The 20,726-nt window shown below is 55.1% G+C and carries 20 protein-coding genes; 11 read left to right on the top strand and 9 right to left on the bottom strand.

Annotated features, from left to right (window positions below; all coding sequences use genetic code 11):
* The first annotated feature begins 58 nt into the window (after window positions 1-58).
* Window positions 59-1,375, top strand: coding sequence for an OprD family outer membrane porin (locus NMC31_RS05090; RefSeq protein ID WP_149463746.1), 1,317 nt, complete (start codon window positions 59-61; stop codon window positions 1,373-1,375).
* 340 nt (window positions 1,376-1,715) lie between these two features.
* A complete protein-coding gene (gene cfa / locus NMC31_RS05085; protein ID WP_149463747.1) occupies window positions 1,716-2,858 on the top strand; it encodes a cyclopropane fatty acyl phospholipid synthase in 1,143 nt (380 codons plus the stop codon).
* Between the two features lie 210 nt (window positions 2,859-3,068).
* Here the strand turns inward: cfa and NMC31_RS05080 are convergent, their stop codons facing one another.
* Both NMC31_RS05080 and NMC31_RS05075 read right to left on the bottom strand, forming a co-directional pair.
* A complete protein-coding gene (locus NMC31_RS05080; protein ID WP_253897177.1) occupies window positions 3,069-4,169 on the bottom strand; it encodes an alkene reductase in 1,101 nt (366 codons plus the stop codon).
* Between the two features lie 69 nt (window positions 4,170-4,238).
* Window positions 4,239-4,451, bottom strand: coding sequence for a YdgH/BhsA/McbA family protein (locus tag NMC31_RS05075; RefSeq protein WP_149463749.1), 213 nt, complete (start codon window positions 4,449-4,451; stop codon window positions 4,239-4,241).
* Between the two features lie 278 nt (window positions 4,452-4,729).
* Between NMC31_RS05075 and NMC31_RS05070 the strand changes: the two genes are divergently transcribed.
* Window positions 4,730-5,002 (top strand): hypothetical protein, encoded by a 273-nt coding sequence (locus NMC31_RS05070; protein WP_253897176.1) that lies wholly within the window; start codon window positions 4,730-4,732, stop codon window positions 5,000-5,002.
* Between the two features lie 50 nt (window positions 5,003-5,052).
* On the opposite strand, the gene NMC31_RS05065 is transcribed toward NMC31_RS05070, so the two are convergent.
* Window positions 5,053-5,709: a TetR/AcrR family transcriptional regulator gene (locus tag NMC31_RS05065; protein ID WP_149463751.1), complete on the bottom strand. Its 657-nt coding sequence runs from the start codon at window positions 5,707-5,709 to the stop codon at window positions 5,053-5,055.
* A gap of 79 nt (window positions 5,710-5,788) precedes the next feature.
* Between NMC31_RS05065 and NMC31_RS05060 the strand changes: the two genes are divergently transcribed.
* The 5 genes from NMC31_RS05060 to NMC31_RS05040 all read left to right on the top strand — a co-directional run bounded on the left by NMC31_RS05060 (window position 5,789) and on the right by NMC31_RS05040 (window position 11,234).
* Window positions 5,789-7,303: an MDR family MFS transporter gene (locus tag NMC31_RS05060; protein WP_253897175.1), complete on the top strand. Its 1,515-nt coding sequence runs from the start codon at window positions 5,789-5,791 to the stop codon at window positions 7,301-7,303.
* A 208-nt stretch (window positions 7,304-7,511) separates the two neighbouring features.
* Window positions 7,512-8,414, top strand: coding sequence for an N-acetylmuramic acid 6-phosphate etherase (gene murQ, locus NMC31_RS05055; protein ID WP_149463753.1), 903 nt, complete (start codon window positions 7,512-7,514; stop codon window positions 8,412-8,414).
* Between the two features lie 22 nt (window positions 8,415-8,436).
* On the top strand, window positions 8,437-9,870 hold the full coding sequence (gene murP, locus NMC31_RS05050; RefSeq protein WP_253897174.1) for a PTS N-acetylmuramic acid transporter subunit IIBC: 1,434 nt from the start codon (window positions 8,437-8,439) through the stop codon (window positions 9,868-9,870).
* Between the two features lie 88 nt (window positions 9,871-9,958).
* Window positions 9,959-10,870 (top strand): carboxylate/amino acid/amine transporter, encoded by a 912-nt coding sequence (locus NMC31_RS05045; RefSeq protein ID WP_253897173.1) that lies wholly within the window; start codon window positions 9,959-9,961, stop codon window positions 10,868-10,870.
* A 64-nt stretch (window positions 10,871-10,934) separates the two neighbouring features.
* Window positions 10,935-11,234, top strand: a complete 300-nt coding sequence (locus tag NMC31_RS05040; protein ID WP_253897172.1) for a YicS family protein — start codon at window positions 10,935-10,937, stop codon at window positions 11,232-11,234.
* A gap of 50 nt (window positions 11,235-11,284) precedes the next feature.
* On the opposite strand, the gene nepI is transcribed toward NMC31_RS05040, so the two are convergent.
* From nepI to ivbL, 5 genes are all read right to left on the bottom strand, one after another.
* Window positions 11,285-12,469, bottom strand: a complete 1,185-nt coding sequence (gene nepI / locus NMC31_RS05035) for a purine ribonucleoside efflux pump NepI (RefSeq protein ID WP_253897171.1) — start codon at window positions 12,467-12,469, stop codon at window positions 11,285-11,287.
* Between the two features lie 238 nt (window positions 12,470-12,707).
* Window positions 12,708-13,160 (bottom strand): DUF1198 family protein, encoded by a 453-nt coding sequence (locus tag NMC31_RS05030; RefSeq protein WP_253897170.1) that lies wholly within the window; start codon window positions 13,158-13,160, stop codon window positions 12,708-12,710.
* A 69-nt stretch (window positions 13,161-13,229) separates the two neighbouring features.
* Window positions 13,230-13,520, bottom strand: coding sequence for an acetolactate synthase small subunit (gene ilvN, locus NMC31_RS05025; RefSeq protein ID WP_015343952.1), 291 nt, complete (start codon window positions 13,518-13,520; stop codon window positions 13,230-13,232).
* Between the two features lie 3 nt (window positions 13,521-13,523).
* Entirely contained in the window at window positions 13,524-15,212 is a 1,689-nt protein-coding gene (gene ilvB / locus NMC31_RS05020) for an acetolactate synthase large subunit (RefSeq protein ID WP_253897169.1), read from the bottom strand.
* A 107-nt stretch (window positions 15,213-15,319) separates the two neighbouring features.
* A complete protein-coding gene (gene ivbL, locus NMC31_RS05015) occupies window positions 15,320-15,418 on the bottom strand; it encodes an ilvB operon leader peptide IvbL (RefSeq protein ID WP_072277096.1) in 99 nt (32 codons plus the stop codon).
* A gap of 293 nt (window positions 15,419-15,711) precedes the next feature.
* On the opposite strand from ivbL, the gene emrD reads away from it, so the two are divergent.
* Window positions 15,712-16,896 (top strand): multidrug efflux MFS transporter EmrD, encoded by a 1,185-nt coding sequence (gene emrD / locus NMC31_RS05010; protein ID WP_149463764.1) that lies wholly within the window; start codon window positions 15,712-15,714, stop codon window positions 16,894-16,896.
* Here emrD and dsdC read toward each other — a convergent pair.
* Window positions 16,881-17,819, bottom strand: a complete 939-nt coding sequence (gene dsdC, locus NMC31_RS05005) for a DNA-binding transcriptional regulator DsdC (protein ID WP_253897168.1) — start codon at window positions 17,817-17,819, stop codon at window positions 16,881-16,883. The two genes, emrD and dsdC, sit on opposite strands and share 16 nt — an antisense overlap.
* Before the next feature lie 227 nt (window positions 17,820-18,046).
* Here dsdC and dsdX point away from each other — a divergent pair, with 227 nt between their 5' ends.
* Both dsdX and dsdA read left to right on the top strand, forming a co-directional pair.
* Window positions 18,047-19,384: a D-serine transporter DsdX gene (dsdX, locus tag NMC31_RS05000; protein WP_253897167.1), complete on the top strand. Its 1,338-nt coding sequence runs from the start codon at window positions 18,047-18,049 to the stop codon at window positions 19,382-19,384.
* Window positions 19,385-19,401: 17 nt separating this feature from the next.
* On the top strand, window positions 19,402-20,724 hold the full coding sequence (gene dsdA, locus NMC31_RS04995; RefSeq protein ID WP_253897166.1) for a D-serine ammonia-lyase: 1,323 nt from the start codon (window positions 19,402-19,404) through the stop codon (window positions 20,722-20,724).
* The last annotated feature ends 2 nt before the right edge of the window (window positions 20,725-20,726 follow it).

The raw sequence follows: 20,726 nt of genomic DNA, 5'->3' as shown, positions 1-20,726 counted from the left end.
AGCGGGGGCGACATTCGCACACTTTTTCTTTTTTTATCTCTGTTTACAAGGTATTAGCATGAAGATGTGTCGGGCAGCAGGTGCAGTTAAACCATCACGATTAACCGGTGGTCTCACCGCCCTGGTCACGCTTGCAGCTCTGGCGCTTCCCGCCAGCGCAGAAGCGGCTCTCTCCTTTAAGTCCGACAGCGAGTGTTTCGACGCCAACGGCAACGTCAGCAACCTGAGCGATGTATTTAGCTGCGGTAAAGTCAGCGGCAGCGTTCGCTCACTTTACTACACCACTCACAACGCCTATTTCGCCAAAGGTTTTAACCAGGACACCATCAGCTACGGCGGTTTCCTTAAGTATGAAACGGCGCCGATGTACGGCTTCAACGTGGGTGTGAGTGGCCTGTTCCTGCGCGGCATTAACCATCCACCGGAAGAGCGCGTAATCAGCGACATCGGCGAAAACCAGACCAATATTGGTGAAGCGTATCTCAACTGGCGCTATGGCGATTTCCGCATCACCGGCGGGAACCAGCGTTTGGATCTGCCGTTTGTCGGCGACTATGACTGGCGTATTACTCCGATTCTTTATCAGGCACTGGATATGCAGTACGGCAGCGGCGACGATTTCCTGCGCGCGACCAAAATATGGCGCTATAAGGGCTGGGGCAGCGATCAGGTGAAACGCACCACCGCCTATACCGAAGTCACCGAAGAGACCGATGGCATGTGGGCCATTGGCGCGGGTCGCCACATGATGTGGGATGACAAAAAGCTGACCGGCCAGATGTGGTACGAAAGCTACGCCGATTTCTCCAACATCTTCTACACCGAAGGTCACCTCCAGTGGCAGCAGGCGCTGTTCACCCCGGATGTGGCGCTGCAATACATTCGCGGTACCAGCGAAGGCAAAGCGCTGGCGGGCGAGGTAGATAACCGCTCTTACGGCGCACAACTGTCGCTGAACTTCACGCCCGCGCTCTCCTGGGCAGCGGGTTATGATCACATTGCTTCCAGCGGCAACAGCTACGGCTATGGTTCACTGGTTACACCGTATGCGCATAACAGTTCATCGGGCCCGTATTTCGCGCAGCCGTACTTCACCAGTACGCAGGATCTGGGCAGCGGTGACGCATATGCCACTAACGTGAACTGGAACGCTAACGAGAACCTGACGCTGGGCGCGCGTTACTCGTGGATGGACCTGACGCCGACGGTGAATACCGGTAGCCTGCGCCAGTCTGAGTATCTGGTTTACTTTATCTGGAACTTCCAGGGTGCGCTGAAAGGCCTGAGCCTGAGCGATTTTGTCGGCGTGCAGACTTCACCGCTGTATGAGAAAGACTTCTGGCAGAACCGTTTGACGTTGCAGTACGACTTCTGACGTTACGCCGGATGCGCTTCGCTTATCTGGCCTACCGACTTTTCCCCCTCTCCCTGTGGGAGAGGGCCGGGGTGAAGGCATCAGTGCGCATATCCCCCCTCACCCTAACCCTCTCCCTCAAGGGAGAGGGGACCGATGGTGCCAAAGATTAAGTGTCCGCGGTTTTCCCCCTCTCCCTGTGGGAGAGGGCCGGGGTGAGGGCATCAGTGCGCACCTCCCTCCCATTCCATTTCCGCATCCCTCCCATTGATGAGATTCACTTTACGAATATTCATCATAGGTATAACCTGCTCTTAGTACATTTGTATGACAAATAGATTCTCGCTCAGGCGGACAAACGATGAACAAAAAATTAATCATGCCCGATGGCGGCAATCAGTGGTATCGCATCTGCCGTGACTTACTGCAACGCGCAGACATCGAAATTAACGGCAAACGTCCTTTCGACATTCAGGTCAAAAACAAACATTTCTACAAACGCGTTCTTCAGCAGGGCTCTCTTGGCCTGGGCGAGAGCTATATGGATGGCTGGTGGGAGTGCGAGCAGCTCGACGAGTTTATCTCCCGTCTGCTGAAAATCGATATCGAGTCGCAGATTAAGCACAACCTGAAAGATTTAATGCACGTCGTAAGCGCGAGGATAATCAACCTGCAATCGAAAAAACGTGCATGGATTGTGGGTAAAGAGCATTACGACCTCGGCAACGACCTCTTCACGCTGATGCTTGACCCGTACATGCAATACTCCTGTGGCTACTGGCGGGAAGCAAGCAACCTGATTGAAGCGCAGCAAAACAAGCTGGAGCTTATCTGCCGCAAACTCAATCTGCAAAAAGGCATGACGCTACTGGATATCGGCTGTGGTTGGGGTGGGCTGGCTGCGTATGCGGCAGAAAACTACGGTGTGAAAGTCACCGGTGTCACCATCTCCGCCGAACAGCAAAAGCTTGCTCAACAACGTTGCGCCGGGCTGGATGTGGAAATTCTGTTGCAGGACTATCGTGACCTCGACAGCAAATTTGACCGCATTGTCTCGGTGGGAATGTTTGAACACGTCGGGCCGAAAAACTACAAAACCTACTTTACCGTGGCCAATAAAAATCTGGCGGAAGACGGTATCTTCCTGCTGCACACTATCGGTTCCAATCAAAGCGACCTGAACGTCGACGCGTGGATCGATAAATACATCTTCCCGAACGGCTGCCTGCCGTCGGTTTCGCAGCTCTCTTCTGCCTGCGAACCCTTCTTTGTGATTGAAGATCTGCACAATTTTGGCTCTGACTACGATAAAACCCTGATGGCCTGGGAGCAGCGATTCCAGGATTCATGGGGCCAACTGGAAGAGGTCTATTCAGCACGTTTTAAACGGATGTTCACCTACTACCTGAAAGCCTGCGCCGGTGCTTTCAGGGCCAGAAATATTCAGCTCTGGCAGGTGGTTCTGACGCACGGAGTACCGGGAGGGATTAACGTCCCACGGTAATATGGGGCACCTCTGCCCCTACACGATGTGAGCAAGGAAAAGAAAAATGGAAAACGAAGCAGTATTAAAACAACAAAAACATGAAGCCCATATGTTGGCGTTTTGCTGGACGGTTGCCATTGTCGGCTTTGTCTTTATTCTGAGCCTGGCCGTTAAGTTCTGGTAACGCACTGTGCCGGGCCCGCACGATGCGAGACCCGGCAGCCTGTTTTATTTCGCTGGCGGATAATCAATATATCCCGCTTTTCCGCCGCCAAAGAACTGCTCTTTCACTGGCTGATTGAGCGGTAAATCATGCTGTAAACGATACGGCAAATCCGGGTTGGCGATAAACGGACGACCAAAACCAATCAAATCCGCCCAGTCATTTTGCAGCGCCTCTTCCGCACGCGCCCTGGTGTATTTACCGGAGTAAATCAGCGTACCGCGGAATATCAGACGCAGTGCTTCTTTAAAAGCCGCTGGCATCACCGGCGCATCTTCCCAGTCCGCTTCGGCAATATGAATATAGGCAATGCCGAGATCGTTCAGCACGCTGGCGGCCGCCAGATAGGTCGCTTCCGGCGTATCGTCGCGGGAACCCATCAGGGTGGTCAATGGTGCCAGGCGAATACCGACGCGTTCTTTGCCAATCGCATTCGACACGGCAGTAACCACTTCTTTCATAAAGCGCAGGCGATTTTGCAATGCGCCGCCGTATTGGTCATCGCGCAGGTTAGCCTGCGAATCAATAAACTGATTGATGAGATAACCGTTCGCGCCATGCAGTTCGATACCATCAAAACCGGCGGCAATCGCGTTACGCGCAGCCTGCGCATAGTCATTCACGATAGCGGGGATCTCTTCAGCAGTCAGCGCACGCGGCATCGTATGTTGTAGCATCTCGCCCACACCGCTCTCCGGCCCGCAGCCTTTTACATCCACAAACACCTTCACGCCTTCGGCCTGAATAGCAGATGAAGAAACCGGTGCAGCGTGGCCCGGCTGAAGTGTGGTATGCGAAACGCGACCAACGTGCCACAGCTGTGCGAAGATCTTACCGCCCGCCTGATGGACGGCATCGGTCACTTTTTTCCAGCCTGCAATCTGCGATTCGGTGTATATTCCCGGCGTCCAGGCATAACCCTGGCCCTGCTGGCTGATCTGCGTACCTTCGCTAATGATCAGCCCGGCGCTGGCGCGCTGTGCGTAATATTCCGCCATCATATCGGTGGCGACATCGCCCGCTCCGGCACGTGAGCGGGTCATCGGTGGCATAACAATTCGGTTTTTCAGCGCGACGGCATTTAGGGCATAGTTTTCAAATAACATTTTCATCTCCTGGTGAGGGTAATAATCAGGCGGTTCTCATGTTTTTTGGAAAACCGTCTTGCCGCGCGCTTATTTGTAGAGTTCAGCGCTCATGGTGACGCGGTTGCCCATGTGGGCGCTGGTGATTTTGTACTGAGAGGCATTCATCGCTTTCGCTTTCTGCGCAATCGCCGCTTCTGCAGAATCGAGGGTAGAGGCGGTTGCCGTTACGCTTTGCGCTGATGCACCAAAGGCCATAACGGAGAGAAGAGAAGCAGCTGCAATCTGAGTGAGGGTTTTCATAATGGGTATCCTGTATTCGGCATAACGTTGCGTTCGGCAACTCGATGGCGACAAGAATACGGCGGTGAGCAGGCGGGATAAACGGTCATTCCGGCAATAGACTATTGCGATTTTGTTCATAAAAATCTGGAATTACCTTTCATCAACGCAAAGGTAGGTTCTGTCTGCATTTTATTCACATTGCCAGGTTATGTAATTAAAGAAAATAACCAGAAACATTGTAACTTTAAAGAATAGGCTTATTATTCGCGCACTTTTAAATAACGCGTAATACACAAATGAATAAGCTCTATGGCTTCATGCCAATTGCAGTTCTCTGCCTTTTTTCGACGTTAATTACCCCGGCACACGCCAGGGGCAGCATACATTTTTCCGGTGCGATTTATGGCGAGTCCGCATCCTCGACCAGCAAATGCATCGACGATGCGATTTACCGCATGCAGGCCCAGCGCTGCGCCGAAGAGGGCGAAGTTCCTGTCGTCTCCACGGTCAGAGACATCGCACTTCATGGTTCTCGCCCGGTGCGGGAAGTGGTGATTTATAGCTATTAATTAGTTCTCTAAAAAGCACCACCATTAATAAGATTTAAAGAATAATAAGTTTAATTATTTATTCCCTGACGCATTAATGCTAACGCATTGCTAATGATTATTTCTGTTGTCAGCGAGGCAAGCCTTTCATCGTTTCGCATTCGGGAAAAGGGTACTAATACCAGGCTGAGTAAAGAGGTAAATAGTAATTCCGCCGTCAAATGCGGGTTTATTTTCCCTTCCTGCTGCCAGCGTTTGACCGATGCCAGCGTCTGTTGATAGCGATCCTCGCCAAAACGCGCGTTAAGATGCTGGCGCAGCACCGGCATTTCGCCTATTACCTCCTGCATCCACAATGGCGCAAACCACTCGTAGCGCGCAGCCAGTTCCGCCAGCATCTTGACCATCTCGGTCAACGCGGTAACCGGTTCATCGGGATGCGCGGCAAAAATCGCTGTGATCTCACTTCTCAGCGGTAAAAAACGCTCTTCAATCACCACGTCCAGCAGTTGTTCGCGCGAGTTGAAATAGTAGTGCAGCATGGCGGGCGTCACGCCAGCCTCACGGGCAATCGCGTTCAGTGAAGTATGGCCAATACCCTGCTGCGAAAAGAGTCGCAGCGCGATATCGAGCAGATGCTCGCGGTTATCGCCGCTCGGCTTGCTACCGCGCGGGCGACCCGGTTTACGTGCTTTTAGGTTTTTTCCGTTGTCTTTTTGTGCCGTCATAAGGGAGCGATCTCTTGACCAGTGAAGCATCTTCCATAAATATTAATTATACAGTTAATTAATTTCAAGTGAGCACACTATGGAGTCCGATACCGTGACGCAAGAAACGTCATCATCACATGCGGGCGCACCTTCTATCCGCCTGCTGTTCAGCGCATTGCTGCTGGTGATGCTGCTCTCCGCGCTCGATCAGACGATTGTCTCGACCGCGCTGCCAACCATCGTTGGCGAGCTGGGCGGGTTGGATAAACTCTCCTGGGTGGTCACGGCATATATTCTGACCTCCACCATTGTTGTGCCATTGTACGGTAAATTCGGCGATCTGTTTGGCCGTAAGCGGGTTCTGCAGATTGCTATCGTGCTGTTTTTGGTCGGTTCCGCACTGTGTGGTTTAGCGCAGAATATGACACAACTGGTACTCATGCGCGCCCTTCAGGGGCTTGGCGGCGGCGGGCTGATGGTGATCAGCATGGCTGCTATCGCAGATGTCATTCCTCCTGCTGAACGTGGCCGCTATCAGGGGTTGTTTGGCGGTGTGTTCGGCCTGGCGACGGTGATTGGCCCATTGATTGGCGGTTTTATCGTCCAGCATGCGTCGTGGCGCTGGATTTTCTACATCAACATCCCGCTGGGGCTGTTCGCCCTTTTGGTGATCGGCACGGTCTTCCACAGCAACACTAAACGCAACCAGCATGAGATTGACTGGCTGGGCGCGATTTATCTGACCATGGCGCTGGTCTGTATCATTCTGTTCACCACCGAAGGCGGCACCGTTCGCCCATGGAACGACCCACAGCTATGGTGCATTCTCGCCTTTGGCCTGGTGGGCATTGCCGGGTTTATCTATGAAGAGCGGCTGGCCTGGGAGCCCATCATTCCCCTTTCGCTTTTCCGCAACCGCAGTTTCCTGCTGTGCAGCATGATTGGATTTATCATCGGGATGTCACTGTTTGGCTCGGTGACATTCCTGCCACTCTATTTGCAGGTCGTCAAAGAGGCGACACCGACGCAAGCGGGCTTGCAGTTAATTCCGCTAATGGGCGGGCTGCTGCTGACCTCGATCATCAGCGGGCGCATTATCAGCCGCACCGGGAAATATCGCCTGTTTCCGATTCTCGGCACGCTGCTGGGCACGGTGGGCATGGTGTTGCTGACGCGCATCACAATCACTTCGCCAACCTGGCATCTTTATCTCTTTACCGGCGTGCTGGGAATGGGATTAGGGCTGGTGATGCAGGTTCTGGTGCTGGCGGTGCAAAACACCGTCGCGCCGAATCTGTACGGTGTAGCAACTTCCGGTGTAACGCTGTTCCGTTCAATTGGCGGTTCCATTGGCGTGGCGCTGTTTGGTGCAGTGTTTACCTCCGTACTGCAGTCAAACCTGACGCGTCTGTTGCCTGAAGGCGCAGAAGTACCGCGCGATATGAACCCGTCCACCATCCACCATCTGCCTGATGCGGTGCGCGCGGATTATCTGGATGCCTTCGGCTCGGCCATCCACGCGGCATTCATTATGGCAGCGTGCATTATGGTGCTGGCGTTTGTGCTGTCGTGGTTGCTGAAGGAAGCGCCGTTGAAAACGCGGCATGAGTAGTTACTCAGTGTACATACCCCTTTTATTTTCTCTCTGCAAAGCCCGCTAAAATTCACTGCGGTAATAAAATATTCCAAACTTATTACCGCAGTAAGTCACTACCCATCTGCATTCCTTCTTATTCACCTGGCTTTAATCGTGATACCCTTCACACGAGAGGAATAAAAAATTCCTTATACTGACTGCCACTGATGAAGACGAGGCCACTATGAGTATCGACCTGAGCAAACTGCTGACCGAGCGCCGCAACGCCAACAGTACCAATATTGACACCCTCTCCACCGAAGAGATGCTGGCGGTGATCAACCGCGAAGATCAGCTGGTTGCCCACGCAATCACGCCTTATCTGCCGCAGATTGCCCAACTGGTTGACGCCGTCGCGGCAGCATTCCAGAAAGGCGGTCGCCTGATTTACAGTGGCGCAGGTACCTCTGGTCGCCTCGGTATTCTTGATGCCAGCGAGTGCCCACCGACGTTCGGCACTCGCCCGGAACAGGTCGTTGGCCTGATTGCTGGCGGGCATAAAGCAATTCTTAGCGCCGTTGAGAACTCTGAAGATAACGTTGCTCAGGGCGCGGAAGATCTGAAAGCGCTGAATTTCACGGCAAATGATGTGCTGGTCGGTATCGCCGCCAGCGGCCGCACGCCGTACGTCATTGGCGCGATGAACTACGCCAAAAGCGTGGGTGCGCGAGTCGCAACCATTACCTGCAACCCGCACGGCGAAATGGCGCAACTGGCCGATATCGCGATTACCCCGGTTGTGGGCCCGGAAGTGGTGACCGGCTCAACCCGCCTGAAGGCTGGCACCGCGCAGAAACTGGTGCTGAACATGATTACCACCGGCGCGATGATTCGCAGCGGCAAGGTTTACAGCAACCTGATGGTCGATGTGGAAGCCACTAACGCCAAGCTGATTGAGCGCCAGGTGTCCATCGTGATGGAAGCAACCGAGTGTGACCGCGAAACCGCCATTAATGCGCTAAACGCCTGTCATCGCCACTGTAAAACCGCCATCGTGATGGTGCTGGCAAATCTCAGCGCTGACGAGGCCACCACACTGCTGGCCGATAACAACGGCTACATCCGCAAGGCGTTACAGCAAGGCTAAACCGTCCTGGAGAACAGATTGAATGGCGAAAATAAATAAAGAGATGATAGCCCGCCTCCTCTCCCTGGTGGGGGGAGCCGGAAACGTCGTTCAGGCCGGGAACTGTATGACCCGGCTGCGCTTAACCTTGCGCAATGAAGAGCAGGCCGATATCGCCAACATCCGCCAGGTCGAAGGCGTGCTGGGTGTGGTAGTCAGCGAAGAGCAGTTCCAGATTATCCTCGGCCCCGGCAAAGCACAGACCGCCGCCGAGATGATGAACACGCTGCTGGAGGATTCGCCAGCCGTTGAACCTTCACTGGCTGACGTCGCCAGCGATAAGAAAAAAGCGCTGAAAGAGAAACAAACCAGCGGAATTCAGAAGTTTTTGGCGAAGTTCGCCACCATTTTTACCCCATTAATCCCGGGCTTTATTGCCGTCGGCCTGCTGCTGGGCTTTGCCACGCTGGCAGAACAGATGTTTGTGCTAAAAAGCGCTCATCCGAACGCCACGCTGGTGGAAGTGATCGGCTATATGAAGGTCTTCAGCAAGGGGATGTTCACCTTCCTGAGTATTCTCATTGGCTACAACACGCAAAAAGCGTTTGGCGGCTCGGGCGTGAACGGCGCGATTATCGCCTCGCTGTTTGTGCTGGGCTATAACCCGGAAGCGACGGTGGGGTTTTATTCCGGCATCACGCAGTTCTTCGGTCACGATATCGACCCGCGCGGTAACATCATCGGCGTGCTGATCGCGGCGATTCTCGGCGCATGGGTAGAAAGACGGGTACGCAGCATCATGCCCGCCAACCTCGATATGATCCTCACCTCCGCCATTACGCTGTTGATTATGGGTGCGGTCACCTTTGTGGTGATTATGCCGCTCGGCGGTTACCTGTTCACCGGGATGTCCTGGTTGTTCCTGCACCTCAATGGCAACCCGTTCGGCTCTGCGGTGCTGGCCGGGCTGTTCCTGCTGGCGGTCATGTTTGGCGTGCATCAGGGTTTTGTGCCTGTCTATTTCGCACTAATGGATGCACAGGGCTTCAACTCCTTGTTCACCATTTTGTCGATGGCGGGCGCGGGCCAGGTTGGCGCAGCGCTGGCGCTTTACTTCCGCGCGAAGCACGGCGCGCTGCTGCGTACGCAGATTAAAGGAGCGATCATTCCCGGTCTGCTGGGCGTCGGCGAACCACTGATCTACGGCGTCACGCTGCCGCGCATGAAACCGTTTATTACCGCCTGTTTTGGCGGTGCGTGCGGCGGCTTCTTTATCGGCCTGGTGGCGTGGATGGGCCTGCCTGTCGGTCTGAACACCGTATTCGGCCCGTCGGGTCTGGTGGCGCTCCCATTAATGACCTCCAACAGCGGTATCTACGCCGGGATGGCGGTTTACGCCGCGGGCCTTGCGGTAGCCTACTTCTGCGGCTTCCTGCTCACCTGGTTGTTCGGCAGTAAAAACGTCGATCTCAGTTAATCCTCCCACCCCTGGCAACCGCTGGGGGCTTCTATTTCTGCATGCTATGATTCCCGTCTGATAAAAATAAAGACGAGATCACAACAACATGGGTTCTACCAGAAGAGGGATGATGAACGTCCTTATCGCCGCCGTGCTATGGGGAAGTTCAGGGGTATGCGCGCAGTACATCATGGAACAAAGCCAGATGTCCTCGCAGTTTTTGACCATGACGCGCCTGCTGTTTGCCGGCCTGATCCTGCTAATGCTCTCTTTCGTGCATGGCGACCGCATCTTCCGCATTATGAAAAACCGCAAAGACGCGCTCAGCCTGCTGTTCTTCACTCTGGTGGGCGCCCTGACGGTACAACTGTCGTTTCTGATGACCATTGAGAAATCCAACGCCGCCACCGCGACAGTGCTGCAATTTTTGGCCCCGACGATCATCGTGGCGTGGTTCTCGCTGGTGCGTAAATCTCGTCCCGGCTCGTTTGTTTTCGCCGCCATTGGTACATCGTTAATCGGTACGTTTTTGCTGGTTACTCACGGTAACCCGACATCACTGTCTATTTCCGGCGGGGCGTTGTTCTGGGGGATTGTCTCCGCCTTTACCGCGGCGTTCTACACCACCTATCCGTCACAGCTGATTGCGCGTTACGGTACGCTACCGATTGTCGGCTGGAGCATGCTCATTGGCGGCGCGGTGCTGCTGCCGTTCTACGCAGGCCAGGGCGAGAGCTTTACCCTTTCCGGCAACGTGGTGCTGGCGTTCTTTTATCTGGTGGTGATTGGCACCTCACTGACCTTCAGCCTGTATCTGAAAGGCGCGCAGATGATTGGCGGCCCACGCGCCAGCATTTTGAGCTGCGCCGAACCGCTGAGCAGCGCGTTCCTGTCACTGCTGCTGCTCGGCATCACCTTCACTCTGCCGGACTGGCTGGGCACGCTGCTGATCCTCTCTTCGGTTATCCTGATTTCTCTGGATTCCCGCCGTCGCAGTACGCCGGTAGAGCGCCACTAAATTGTCCAGAATCGCCAACTGCACGTATAGTTAAAGGAAATGAATTACCGATAAGGATATGAGCATGAAAATGATTCCGGTGCTGTTTTCTCTGGCGACCTGTCTGGCAGCTTCCGGCGCGGCGTATGCCGAGTCACCGATGGAAGGACTTAAGTTTGAGCAGCAAAAGCGGCAGGTGATTGAGGACGTGAAGAAAAACTGCACCCCGGCGGGCGCGGTGTCGGACGATCAATTTGCGAATCTGGTGCTGGCGACGGAAGAGAATCGTCTGCGCGTGCGGGAAGCGACGCTGGCGCTGGAACGCAATGATGCGGAACGCTATGGCGCCGCGGTGAAACAGGTACAGTGTCCGAAAGCGGAGTGATATCCCGTAAATGATGGCCGGATACGCGCAGCGTAATCCGGCAATATTCATTAACTCACTTTCACTTTCGTCGCCACCAGCGTGGCCGTCAGCAGCATCAGGCAGGCGGAAAGCACCAGCGGCGACAGCACGCCGAAATGGTCCAGCGCAACGCCGCCCAGCGCCGCGCCGCAGGTGTTGGCGAACTGGATCACCGCCACCTGAATAGATCCCGCTTTCTCGGCCTGATCGGAGAGCGAGCGCGTGATCCACGTCGACCAGCCGACCGGTATCATCGCAAACGCGAAGCCCCAGATAATCGCCACCGCAGACGCGACAACGGGCGAGTTCCCCCAGAAAATCAGCGCCAGCGCGCTTAGCGTCAGAACAAAGGGCGCGCAGGCCAGCGTGCCTTTTACCGAGCGTTTCAGAATAGCGGATGAAAGCGAGGTACCAACAAAGCTGGCAACCCCAAAGCTCAACAGCACCAGCGTCAGGCCATCCACGCTAAAGCCTGCCAGCGTGGTATAAACCGGGCGAATATAGGTGAAGAAAGAAAACTGACCAACGAACACCAGGAAGATAGCGCTCATTCCCGCCAGTACGCCGGGGCGCTTCATCAAGCTGAACATGTTCTGCTGCTGATGCGCCGCTTCGCCAGGCAGCGAGGGCAGCGCTTTAATCACCCAGACAATGCACAGCGCGCCCATCAGCGCCGCACCGTTAAACACATTGCGCCAGCCAATAATTCCGCCGAGAAAACTGCCAAGCGGCGCAGCGATCACCAGGGCTATCGATACCGCGCCAAAAATCACCGACAGCGCTTTGGGCACCACGCGCATTGGCACCAGCCGAATGGTCAACGACGCCGACATCGCCCAGAATCCCCCCAGCGCCAGGCCGAGACAGGCGCGCCCCAGCAGCAACAGCGCAAAGCTGTTGGCGAACGATACCAGCAGGCAGGAGAGCGTAAGTAACACCGCAAACATCACCACCACGTAGCGGCGATCGGTGCGGCCAATGATGTGAGTGATAAACAGGCTGGAGAACATCGCCACAAACGCGGTCATGGTGACTGACTGCCCCGCCAGGCCTTCAGAGATGCCCAGATCCTGCGCCATCGGCGTCAGCAGGCTAACGGGCAAAAACTCAACGGTAATCAGGCAGGCGACGCAGAAAGCGACCGCAAAAACGGCCGACCAGTTGGGCCGCGTAACAGTATCTTTAGGTTGTGGAGAAGAGAGCGAGTCGGTCATAGGCCACCTGATGTTTGTTCGCATGCGGGAAGGTTGCGCAGTGTAACATCCTGAGTGTGACCTATTTAACGTTTTGACAACTTTTTGGGGGAAAGAGAGGGGAGCGAGCGCGCTGATGCCCTCACCCCGGCCCTCTCCCACAGGGAGAGGGAGAAAACCGCACCCGCTTAACCTCTGGCACTCTCGGTCCCCTCTCCCAGTGGGAGAGGGTTAGGGTGAGGGGGAAGGCCCGCTCGCATCAATGCAACCACCGCACCCCATCTTCATCATGGAACAGGGCGTTATAGCGAAGCTGAAACGCATTAAGCTCTCCGGCGTTTGGCTCCAGCTCACGCATAAACCCCAGCGCCAGCCGCACCTGCGCATCGGTAATCGGTGCCGCAAGACGCGATTTTTGCAGCAGGCGGTGCCAGCGATGCATACTTTCTTCGCTGCTGTCGACGATAAACACCTGCCAAATCAGCAGCATCTGCGCGGCATTTTGCAAATGAGCCTCGTTCGGGCGCTCAAGATAGTGAAGGTACTCGTTGCCAGGCTCCTTCCCCAGTTGATCGATCATCGATTCTATGGGCATTGGTGTAATGCCCATGCGTTCACTCAAACGACGAATCGCCCGGCGCGGGCCGGATGTCATCACCCGAAAACCCACCACAAAAACCACCACCAGCGTCGCCAGCATTATCCAGATCATGCGCCCTCTCAATGTCGTTCAACCCCGACATCATAAAGAGAATATCAGCGCTGTCGACTGCAAGATGACCTACTGAAAAAACACCGCAATCTTATTAAACATCGTCGGGTCCGACTGGTTGCGCTGCACTTTCACCACGTCTTCCAGCTTGTCTATCTGGCTCATCATCTGCTCCAGCCGCTGGTCATCGTTGACCAGTAGCCAGATATGGCTTTGATCGCTGTCCTGAATCGGTAGGCAAAGGATGCCTTCGACGTTAAACGCGCGACGGGCAAACAGGCCGCAGACGTGGGTCATGACGCCGGGGTGGTTGCGAACGGTGAGTTCGAGAATGACGTTATCGTGTGCTGTGTTTTGCATGGCTTATTCCCCCACCATTTCAGTATTGGCCGCTCCCGGCGGTACCATCGGATACACTTTTTCATGCGGGTCGATACGCACGTGGATCAGCGCCGGGCCCGGTCGATTGATAATGGCCTGCAGCGCGCCCTGTGGGTCCGTTTCGCTGTTTAAGTCGCAGGTTGCCAGGCCAAAACCTGCGGCAATTTGCATAAAGTTGATCATGCCCGGATACGTCGCCGCGAATACGCCCTGTTTGTAGAACAGGCTCTGTTGTTGATGCACCAGGCCCAGCGCTTCGTTATTCATCAGGATAATTTTCACATCCAGCTGATTTTCAGCCGCCGTCGCCATCTCCTGAATATTCATCATCAAACTGCCATCACCCGAGAAGCACAGAACTTTGCGATCCGGGTTCGCCAGCGCCGCGCCAACCGCCGCAGGCAAGCCGAAGCCCATTGTGCCAAGGCCGCCGGAAGTCAGCCACTGACGCGGGCGATTGAGCGGATACGCCTGGGCCGTCCACATCTGGTGCTGTCCCACATCGGTGGCGATAATCGCGTCGTCGTTCACGCAGGCGGCAACGGCGTTGATCAGGCCATAATGACTTAATGGGTCCGTTTCCTGCGGGATCGCGCACGGGAATTCCTGTTGCAGTTCAGCCACTTTTTCACGCCATGCGTTACGCGGCTGCGCGTCAATCTGCGGCAACAGTTGCGCCAGGACATCATCCACATCGGCCTGAATCGCCACGTGGGCTTGCTTAATTTTCCCCAGCTCGGCGCGGTCGATATCGACGTGAATGATCTTCGCATTCGGGCAGAATTCGGCCACTTTCCCCGTCGCCCGGTCATCAAAACGTGCGCCTAAAACAACCAGTAAATCAGACTGTTGTAAAATAAAATTGGTGCTGCGCGCGCCGTGCATCCCCAGCATACCTAACGACAGAGGATGCGCTTTAGGCAGCATGCCTAATGCCATCAAAGTCATGGTGGTCGGCAAATTCGCTTTCTCAGCCAACTCGCGCACACGCTCCGGCGCGTTAATGACGCCGCCCCCCAGATAGAGCACCGGACGCTGCGCGGCGTTGATCATCGCGGCGGCTTCGCGCACGCTCTCGGCACTGAATTCAGGCGTTGGCGCACGATCGCCGGGCTCCGGCAGTTCATTCAGTTCGATTTCAGCGGTCTGCACATCCTTAGGAATGTCTATCCACACCGGGCCCGGGCGGCCAGACTGCGCAATGCGGAAAGCGTCCGCAATAACCTGCGGTAACTCCGTGATGTTGCGAACTAAATAGTTGTGTTTGGTGATGGGGATAGAGATGCCGTAGGTGTCGACTTCCTGGAACGCGTCGGTGCCGATTAACGAGGAGGCCACCTGCCCGGTGATGCAAACTAATGGAATCGAGTCGAGACGCGCATCGGCGATGGCGGTCACCAGGTTGGTGGCACCGGGGCCGCTACAGGCCATGCATACCGCCGGTTTCCCCGCCGTACGCGCCATGCCCTGCGCAATAAACCCGGCACCCTGCTCGTGACGCGCCAGGATATGGCGAATTTTTTTGCTTTGGCTTAATGCATCGTACAGGGGCAATACGGTGCCGCCTGGAATGCCGGTAACCATAGTAATCCCCTGACGCTCCAGTAAATGGACAATCAGTTCTGCGCCGGTAAAGCGTCTGGTCTGTGATGTTGTGCCCGAACTTGCCATGCTCCAGTCCTTTTATTCTGAGCCGACTTTCCGGGGAGGGTCCTTAAACGAAAAACCCCGCCCGGTTTGCGCCGGCGGGGTTTTGGAATCGTGTGTTGTTCCGGACCCTACGGCGCATTGCCGACGACCACCACCACACGCACGACGACCACCGCGGCTGGTAGCGCGGTTTTTAGTAGGGTCGACGTCATCATGGAAGGAGTCATTAGGGACCTGTTTATCAATTCATCAATTGAATTTATACAAACACAGGTTGTGGGCGCTGGCAACGGAAAAAAATTCATCTGCGTGAAAATGTTTGCGCGATCACACTCCAGAGCCACGCTGAGACTGGCAAGATTAGTTGCCGTCACCGTCTATAAATCCTGCCTGGTTGCTACAAATCATTCACATATCTGATGGTTAAATTGTCATCTTGATATGGTAGATTCCACCCGCATTTAGGGTAATAAGCAGCAGCTTATTCTTGTATTTTCCTTTTTTATAAAATATCAGAGAAATGAAAAGCCAAAGAAACGTCACTATCTTATTGATGCTGGTGTTGCTGGTAGCCGTCGGACAGATGGCGCAAACCATATATATTCCTGCAATTGCTGATATGGCACGCGATCTCAACGTTCGCGAGGGCGCGGTGCAAAGCGTCATGGCAGCCTATCTGCTGACCTATGGCGTTTCGCAACTTTTCTATGGCCCGCTTTCTGATCGCGTAGGTCGCCGTCCGGTGATTCTGGTTGGGATGTCGATTTTTATGCTGGCGACGATTATCGCCATGTCCACCCACGACCTGACGGTGCTGATTGCCGCCAGCGCGCTACAGGGAATGGGCACCGGCGTGGGCGGCGTAATGGCGCGTACCCTACCACGTGACCTGTACGAGGGCAGCCAGCTTCGCCACGCTAACAGCCTGTTGAATATGGGTATTCTGGTGAGCCCACTGCTCGCGCCGCTGATTGGCGGGCTGCTTGATACCGCCTGGAGCTGGCGTGCGTGCTACGGCTTCCTGCTGACCCTGTGCGTGATTGTCACCTTCAGCATGGCGCGCTGGATGCCGGAAACGCGCCCTGTCGGAGCGCCGAAAACGCGGCTTATCAGCAACTACAAAACGCTTTTTGGCAGCAGCGCGTTCAACTGCTATCTGCTGATGCTGATTGGTGGCCTCGCAGGCATTGCGGTGTTTGAAGCCTGCTCTGGCGTATTGATGGGTGCAGTGCTTGGCCTGAACAGTATGGTGGTAAGCATTCTGTTTATTCTGCCGATCCCAGCGGCATTCTTTGGCGCCTGGTTTGCCGGGCGTCCGAATAAGCGTTTCCCAACGCTGATGTGGCAGTCGGTGATGAGCTGCCTGGTCGCCGGGCTGATGATGTGGATACCGGGCCTGTTCGGCGTGATGACCGTCTGGACGCTGCTGGTGCCCGCCGCGCTGTTCTTCTTCGGCGCCGGGATGCTCTTTCCGTTGGCAACCAGCGGTGCGATGGAACCCTTCCCGTTCCTCGCCGGTACCGCTGGCGCGCTGGTCGGCGGCTTGCAAAATATTGGTTCCGGTGTGCTGGCGTGGCTTTCAGCCATGATGCCGCAAACCGGCCAGGCCAGCCTTGGCCTGCTGATGACGCTGATGGGCCTGCTGATTTTCCTGTGCTGGCTGCCGTTGGCTTCGCGTTTTCATCATCATCAGCAGCCGGTGTAAGCCGCCTGCTCCTGCAACCAGCCAATAAACGCCTCGATTTTCGGCCACTGACGGCCAGGCAGCGTGGTGACGTAATAGTGCTGATGACATTTCAGCGCCATATCGCCGAAGGGAGCCACCAGCTCCCCGCTGTCGAGGCGTTTTTGCACTAAACGCTTCCGCCCCATTGCCACACCGATATGATTCATCGCGGCAATCACCGCTAAATCTGAACGATCGAAACCAATCCCCGATGATGTCGGCAAATTTACCGTAAAGTGTTGCGCCCAGCTGTGCCATTCATCGGTGCCCGAGTCGTTGCTCCACGCCTGCCTGTCGTGCAGCAATGTACAGTGCGGAAGATTTACCAGCCGTCCATTCAGATCATAACGCCGCGCATAGTCGGGGCTGCACACCGGCAAAATTTCTTCATCCATCAAAAAATGGTGTGTTAGCTGTGCCGATGGCGCATCGTCGAAGTAAATCGCCAGGTCGATGCCCGCCCGCTGTAAATTAACGTTGTCATTTCCGGTTAGCATAGTCAGTGAAATCGATGGATAGCGGCGGGTGAAATCACCCAATGCGGGTACCAGCCAGCACTGTGCAATGGACGGCCGCGAATAAACCGTGAGCGTGCCGGAAAGCTCCTGGTTTTTGATGTCCAGAATTTCCTGGTTGAGGGTATCCAGCGACGATTTCAGTGCCCAGAACACCCGCTTCCCTTCGTGCGTCAGCTCTACTTTACGGTGCGAGCGGACAAACAGCTGAATGCCCAGTTCCTCTTCAAGCTGATTAATGCGATGGCTGACGGCGCTGGGGCTCAGCGAGAGTTCATCCGCCGCCAACGCAAAGGACTGATGCCTCGCCGCAACCTCAAAGGTGTAGAGCTTCGATAACTGCCAGCCATTCAGCAGCCGATTTCGCACGTCGCGCAGGGGATCCATAACCGCCTCATCAACCCAAATAGTACTTATCAGTGTAAAAAAATATGCTGCAAAAATCAGCGCAAGGATGAATTAGAGTGAATCATCTCGCAATTTACCTTCATTATTCGACGTAAATCACCATTTTGATTCAATCTGGCTCATGTGAAAGGACAAATACATCGTTTGTCAGGCTATGCCCGTTTTTTGTCCAATAGGGGGAGGTTAATCACAGGGCAAGGTGAGATATGCACTCTCAAATATGGGTTGTAAGCACGCTGTTGATAAGCATCGTGTTGATCGTTTTGACCATCGTGAAGTTTAAATTCCACCCGTTTCTGGCGCTGTTATTAGCCAGCTTTTTCGTGGGCGCGATGATGGGCATGGGCCCGCTGGAAATGGTGAACGCCGTGGAAAGCGGAATTGGCGGCACGCTGGGCTTCCTGGCCGCCGTTATTGGCCTTGGCACCATTCTGGGCAAAATGATGGAAGTCTCCGGCGCGGCGGAGCGGATTGGGCTGACGCTTCAGCGCTGCCGCTGGCTCTCTGCCGACGTCATTATGGTGCTGGTGGGGCTGATTTGTGGAATTACGCTGTTTGTGGAAGTGGGCGTCGTGCTCTTGATCCCACTGGCGTTTTCCATCGCAAAAAAAACCAATACGTCATTGTTGAAGCTGGCGATTCCGCTGTGTACCGCATTGATGGCCGTGCACTGTGTTGTGCCGCCACACCCGGCTGCGCTGTTTGTCGCCAATAAACTGGGGGCAGATTTAGGTTCAGTTATCGTTTACGGCCTACTGGTTGGGCTGATGGCCTCACTTATCGGCGGCCCGCTGTACCTGAAATTCCTCGGCAATCGTCTGCCCTTTAAGGCCGTACCGGCCGAGTTTTCAGACCTTGAAGTACGCGATGAAAAAACGCTGCCGTCACTTGGCGCAACACTGTTTACTGTTCTGCTGCCAATTGGCCTGATGCTGGTGAAAACCGTCGCTGAATTGAACATGGAAAAAGGCAGCACGATTTATACGCTGCTGGAATTTATCGGCAACCCAATTACCGCCATGTTTATCGCCGTGTTTGTGGCCTATTACATCCTTGGCCTGCGTCAGCATATTGGCATGAGCACGCTACTGACCCACACAGAGAACGGTTTTGGTTCCATCGCCAATATTCTGCTGATTATCGGTGCAGGCGGTGCATTCAACGCAATTCTGAAAGGCAGCGGCCTGGCAGATACGCTGGCGCTTATCCTCTCCAACATGCATATGCACCCGATTCTGCTGGCGTGGCTGGTGGCGCTGATTCTGCATGCGGCCGTCGGTTCCGCCACGGTGGCGATGATGGGCGCAACAGCGATTGTCTCCCCAATGCTGCCGCTTTATCCGAACGTGAGCCCGGAGATCATCGCCATTGCTATTGGTTCAGGCGCAATTGGCTGCACGATCGTCACCGATTCCCTCTTCTGGCTGGTGAAACAGTATTGCGGCGCAACCCTGAACGAGACGTTTAAATACTACACAACGGCGACATTTATTGCCTCCGTCGTTGCACTGGTATGCACATTCCTGCTTTCCTTTATCATCTAAGCGCAAAGAGACGTACTATGGAAAACATTCAAAAACTCATCGCTCAATATCCTTTAGTGGACGACCTGGTCGCGCTCAAAGAGACCACCTGGTTTAACCCCGGCACCACTTCTCTTGCGGAAGGTTTACCCTATGTTGGCCTGACGGAACAAGACGTTAAGGCCGCGCACGACCGTCTGACGCGTTTCGCACCGTATCTGGCAAAAGCGTTTCCGGAAACCGCCGCAACCGGCGGGATAATTGAATCTGACGTGGTGGCGATCCCGGCGATGCAAAAGCGCCTGGAACAACAGTTCAGTCAGAAAGTGGGCGGTGAAATTCTGCTCAAGAAAGACAGTCATCTGCCCATTTCCGGCTCGATTAAAGCCCGTGGCGGCATCTATGAAGTGCTGACCCACGCCGAGAAACTGGCGCTGGAAGCGGGACTGCTGAGCACCGAAGACGACTACAGCGTGCTGCTTTCCCCTGAATTTAAACAGTTTTTCAGCCAGTTCAGCATCGCGGTGGGCTCCACAGGCAATCTCGGTTTGTCGATTGGCATCATGAGCGCCTGTATCGGGTTTAAGGTTACCGTACATATGTCCGCTGATGCCCGCGCCTGGAAAAAAGCGAAGCTGCGCAGCCACGGCGTGACGGTGGTCGAGTATGAAGAAGATTACGGCGTGGCGGTTGAACAGGGGCGCAAAGCGGCGGAGTCAGACCCGAACTGCTTCTTTATCGACGATGAAAACTCCCGCACGTTATTCCTTGGCTATGCCGTCGCCGGGCAGCGCCTGAAAGCGCAGTTTGCTCAGCAGGGACGCGTGGTCGATGCCGGTCATCCGCTGTTTGTTTATCTGCCGTGCGGTGTGGGCGGCGGCCCTGGGGGCGTGGCGTTTGGCCTGAAACTGGCTTTTGGCGATAACGTTCATTGCTTCTTTGCTGAGCCAACGCACTCGCCGTGCATGCTGCTGGGCGTGTACACCGGCCTGCACGATGCGCTTTCCGTTCAGGACATCGGCATTGATAACCTGACAGCGGCGGATGGGCTGGCGGTAGGCCGCGCATCCGGTTTTGTGGGTCGCGCAATGGAACGTCTGCTCGACGGGCTTTATACGCTCGACGATCAAACAATGTATGACATGCTGGGCTGGCTGGCGCAGGAAGAAAATATCCGCCTTGAGCCTTCAGCGCTGGCGGGTATGGCTGGGCCGCAGCGCGTTTGCGCGTCCAGCGCGTATCAGCAGATGCACGGTTTCAGCGCCGAACAGCTTAACCACGCCACCCACCTGGTGTGGGCGACGGGCGGCGGCATGGTGCCGGAAGAAGAGATGGCGCAGTATCTGGCGAAAGGCCGTTAAAC

Source organism: Pseudocitrobacter vendiensis, from assembly GCF_943590815.1.
In the GTDB taxonomy this organism is placed as follows: Bacteria; Pseudomonadota; Gammaproteobacteria; order Enterobacterales; family Enterobacteriaceae; genus Pseudocitrobacter; species Pseudocitrobacter vendiensis.
The sequence above is the reverse complement of the archived record's forward strand: the minus strand, read 5'-3'. Positions and strand labels throughout refer to the sequence as shown.

Coding starts and splice junctions, on each gene's coding strand:
- NMC31_RS05090 (WP_149463746.1), top strand. CDS start 59: ATGAAGATGTGTCGGGCAGCAGGTGCAGTTAAACCATCACGATTAACC.
- cfa (WP_149463747.1), top strand. CDS start 1,716: ATGAACAAAAAATTAATCATGCCCGATGGCGGCAATCAGTGGTATCGC.
- NMC31_RS05080 (WP_253897177.1), bottom strand. CDS start 4,169: ATGTTATTTGAAAACTATGCCCTAAATGCCGTCGCGCTGAAAAACCGA.
- NMC31_RS05075 (WP_149463749.1), bottom strand. CDS start 4,451: ATGAAAACCCTCACTCAGATTGCAGCTGCTTCTCTTCTCTCCGTTATG.
- NMC31_RS05070 (WP_253897176.1), top strand. CDS start 4,730: ATGAATAAGCTCTATGGCTTCATGCCAATTGCAGTTCTCTGCCTTTTT.
- NMC31_RS05065 (WP_149463751.1), bottom strand. CDS start 5,709: ATGACGGCACAAAAAGACAACGGAAAAAACCTAAAAGCACGTAAACCG.
- NMC31_RS05060 (WP_253897175.1), top strand. CDS start 5,789: ATGGAGTCCGATACCGTGACGCAAGAAACGTCATCATCACATGCGGGC.
- murQ (WP_149463753.1), top strand. CDS start 7,512: ATGAGTATCGACCTGAGCAAACTGCTGACCGAGCGCCGCAACGCCAAC.
- murP (WP_253897174.1), top strand. CDS start 8,437: ATGGCGAAAATAAATAAAGAGATGATAGCCCGCCTCCTCTCCCTGGTG.
- NMC31_RS05045 (WP_253897173.1), top strand. CDS start 9,959: ATGGGTTCTACCAGAAGAGGGATGATGAACGTCCTTATCGCCGCCGTG.
- NMC31_RS05040 (WP_253897172.1), top strand. CDS start 10,935: ATGAAAATGATTCCGGTGCTGTTTTCTCTGGCGACCTGTCTGGCAGCT.
- nepI (WP_253897171.1), bottom strand. CDS start 12,469: ATGACCGACTCGCTCTCTTCTCCACAACCTAAAGATACTGTTACGCGG.
- NMC31_RS05030 (WP_253897170.1), bottom strand. CDS start 13,160: ATGATCTGGATAATGCTGGCGACGCTGGTGGTGGTTTTTGTGGTGGGT.
- ilvN (WP_015343952.1), bottom strand. CDS start 13,520: ATGCAAAACACAGCACACGATAACGTCATTCTCGAACTCACCGTTCGC.
- ilvB (WP_253897169.1), bottom strand. CDS start 15,212: ATGGCAAGTTCGGGCACAACATCACAGACCAGACGCTTTACCGGCGCA.
- ivbL (WP_072277096.1), bottom strand. CDS start 15,418: ATGACTCCTTCCATGATGACGTCGACCCTACTAAAAACCGCGCTACCA.
- emrD (WP_149463764.1), top strand. CDS start 15,712: ATGAAAAGCCAAAGAAACGTCACTATCTTATTGATGCTGGTGTTGCTG.
- dsdC (WP_253897168.1), bottom strand. CDS start 17,819: ATGGATCCCCTGCGCGACGTGCGAAATCGGCTGCTGAATGGCTGGCAG.
- dsdX (WP_253897167.1), top strand. CDS start 18,047: ATGCACTCTCAAATATGGGTTGTAAGCACGCTGTTGATAAGCATCGTG.
- dsdA (WP_253897166.1), top strand. CDS start 19,402: ATGGAAAACATTCAAAAACTCATCGCTCAATATCCTTTAGTGGACGAC.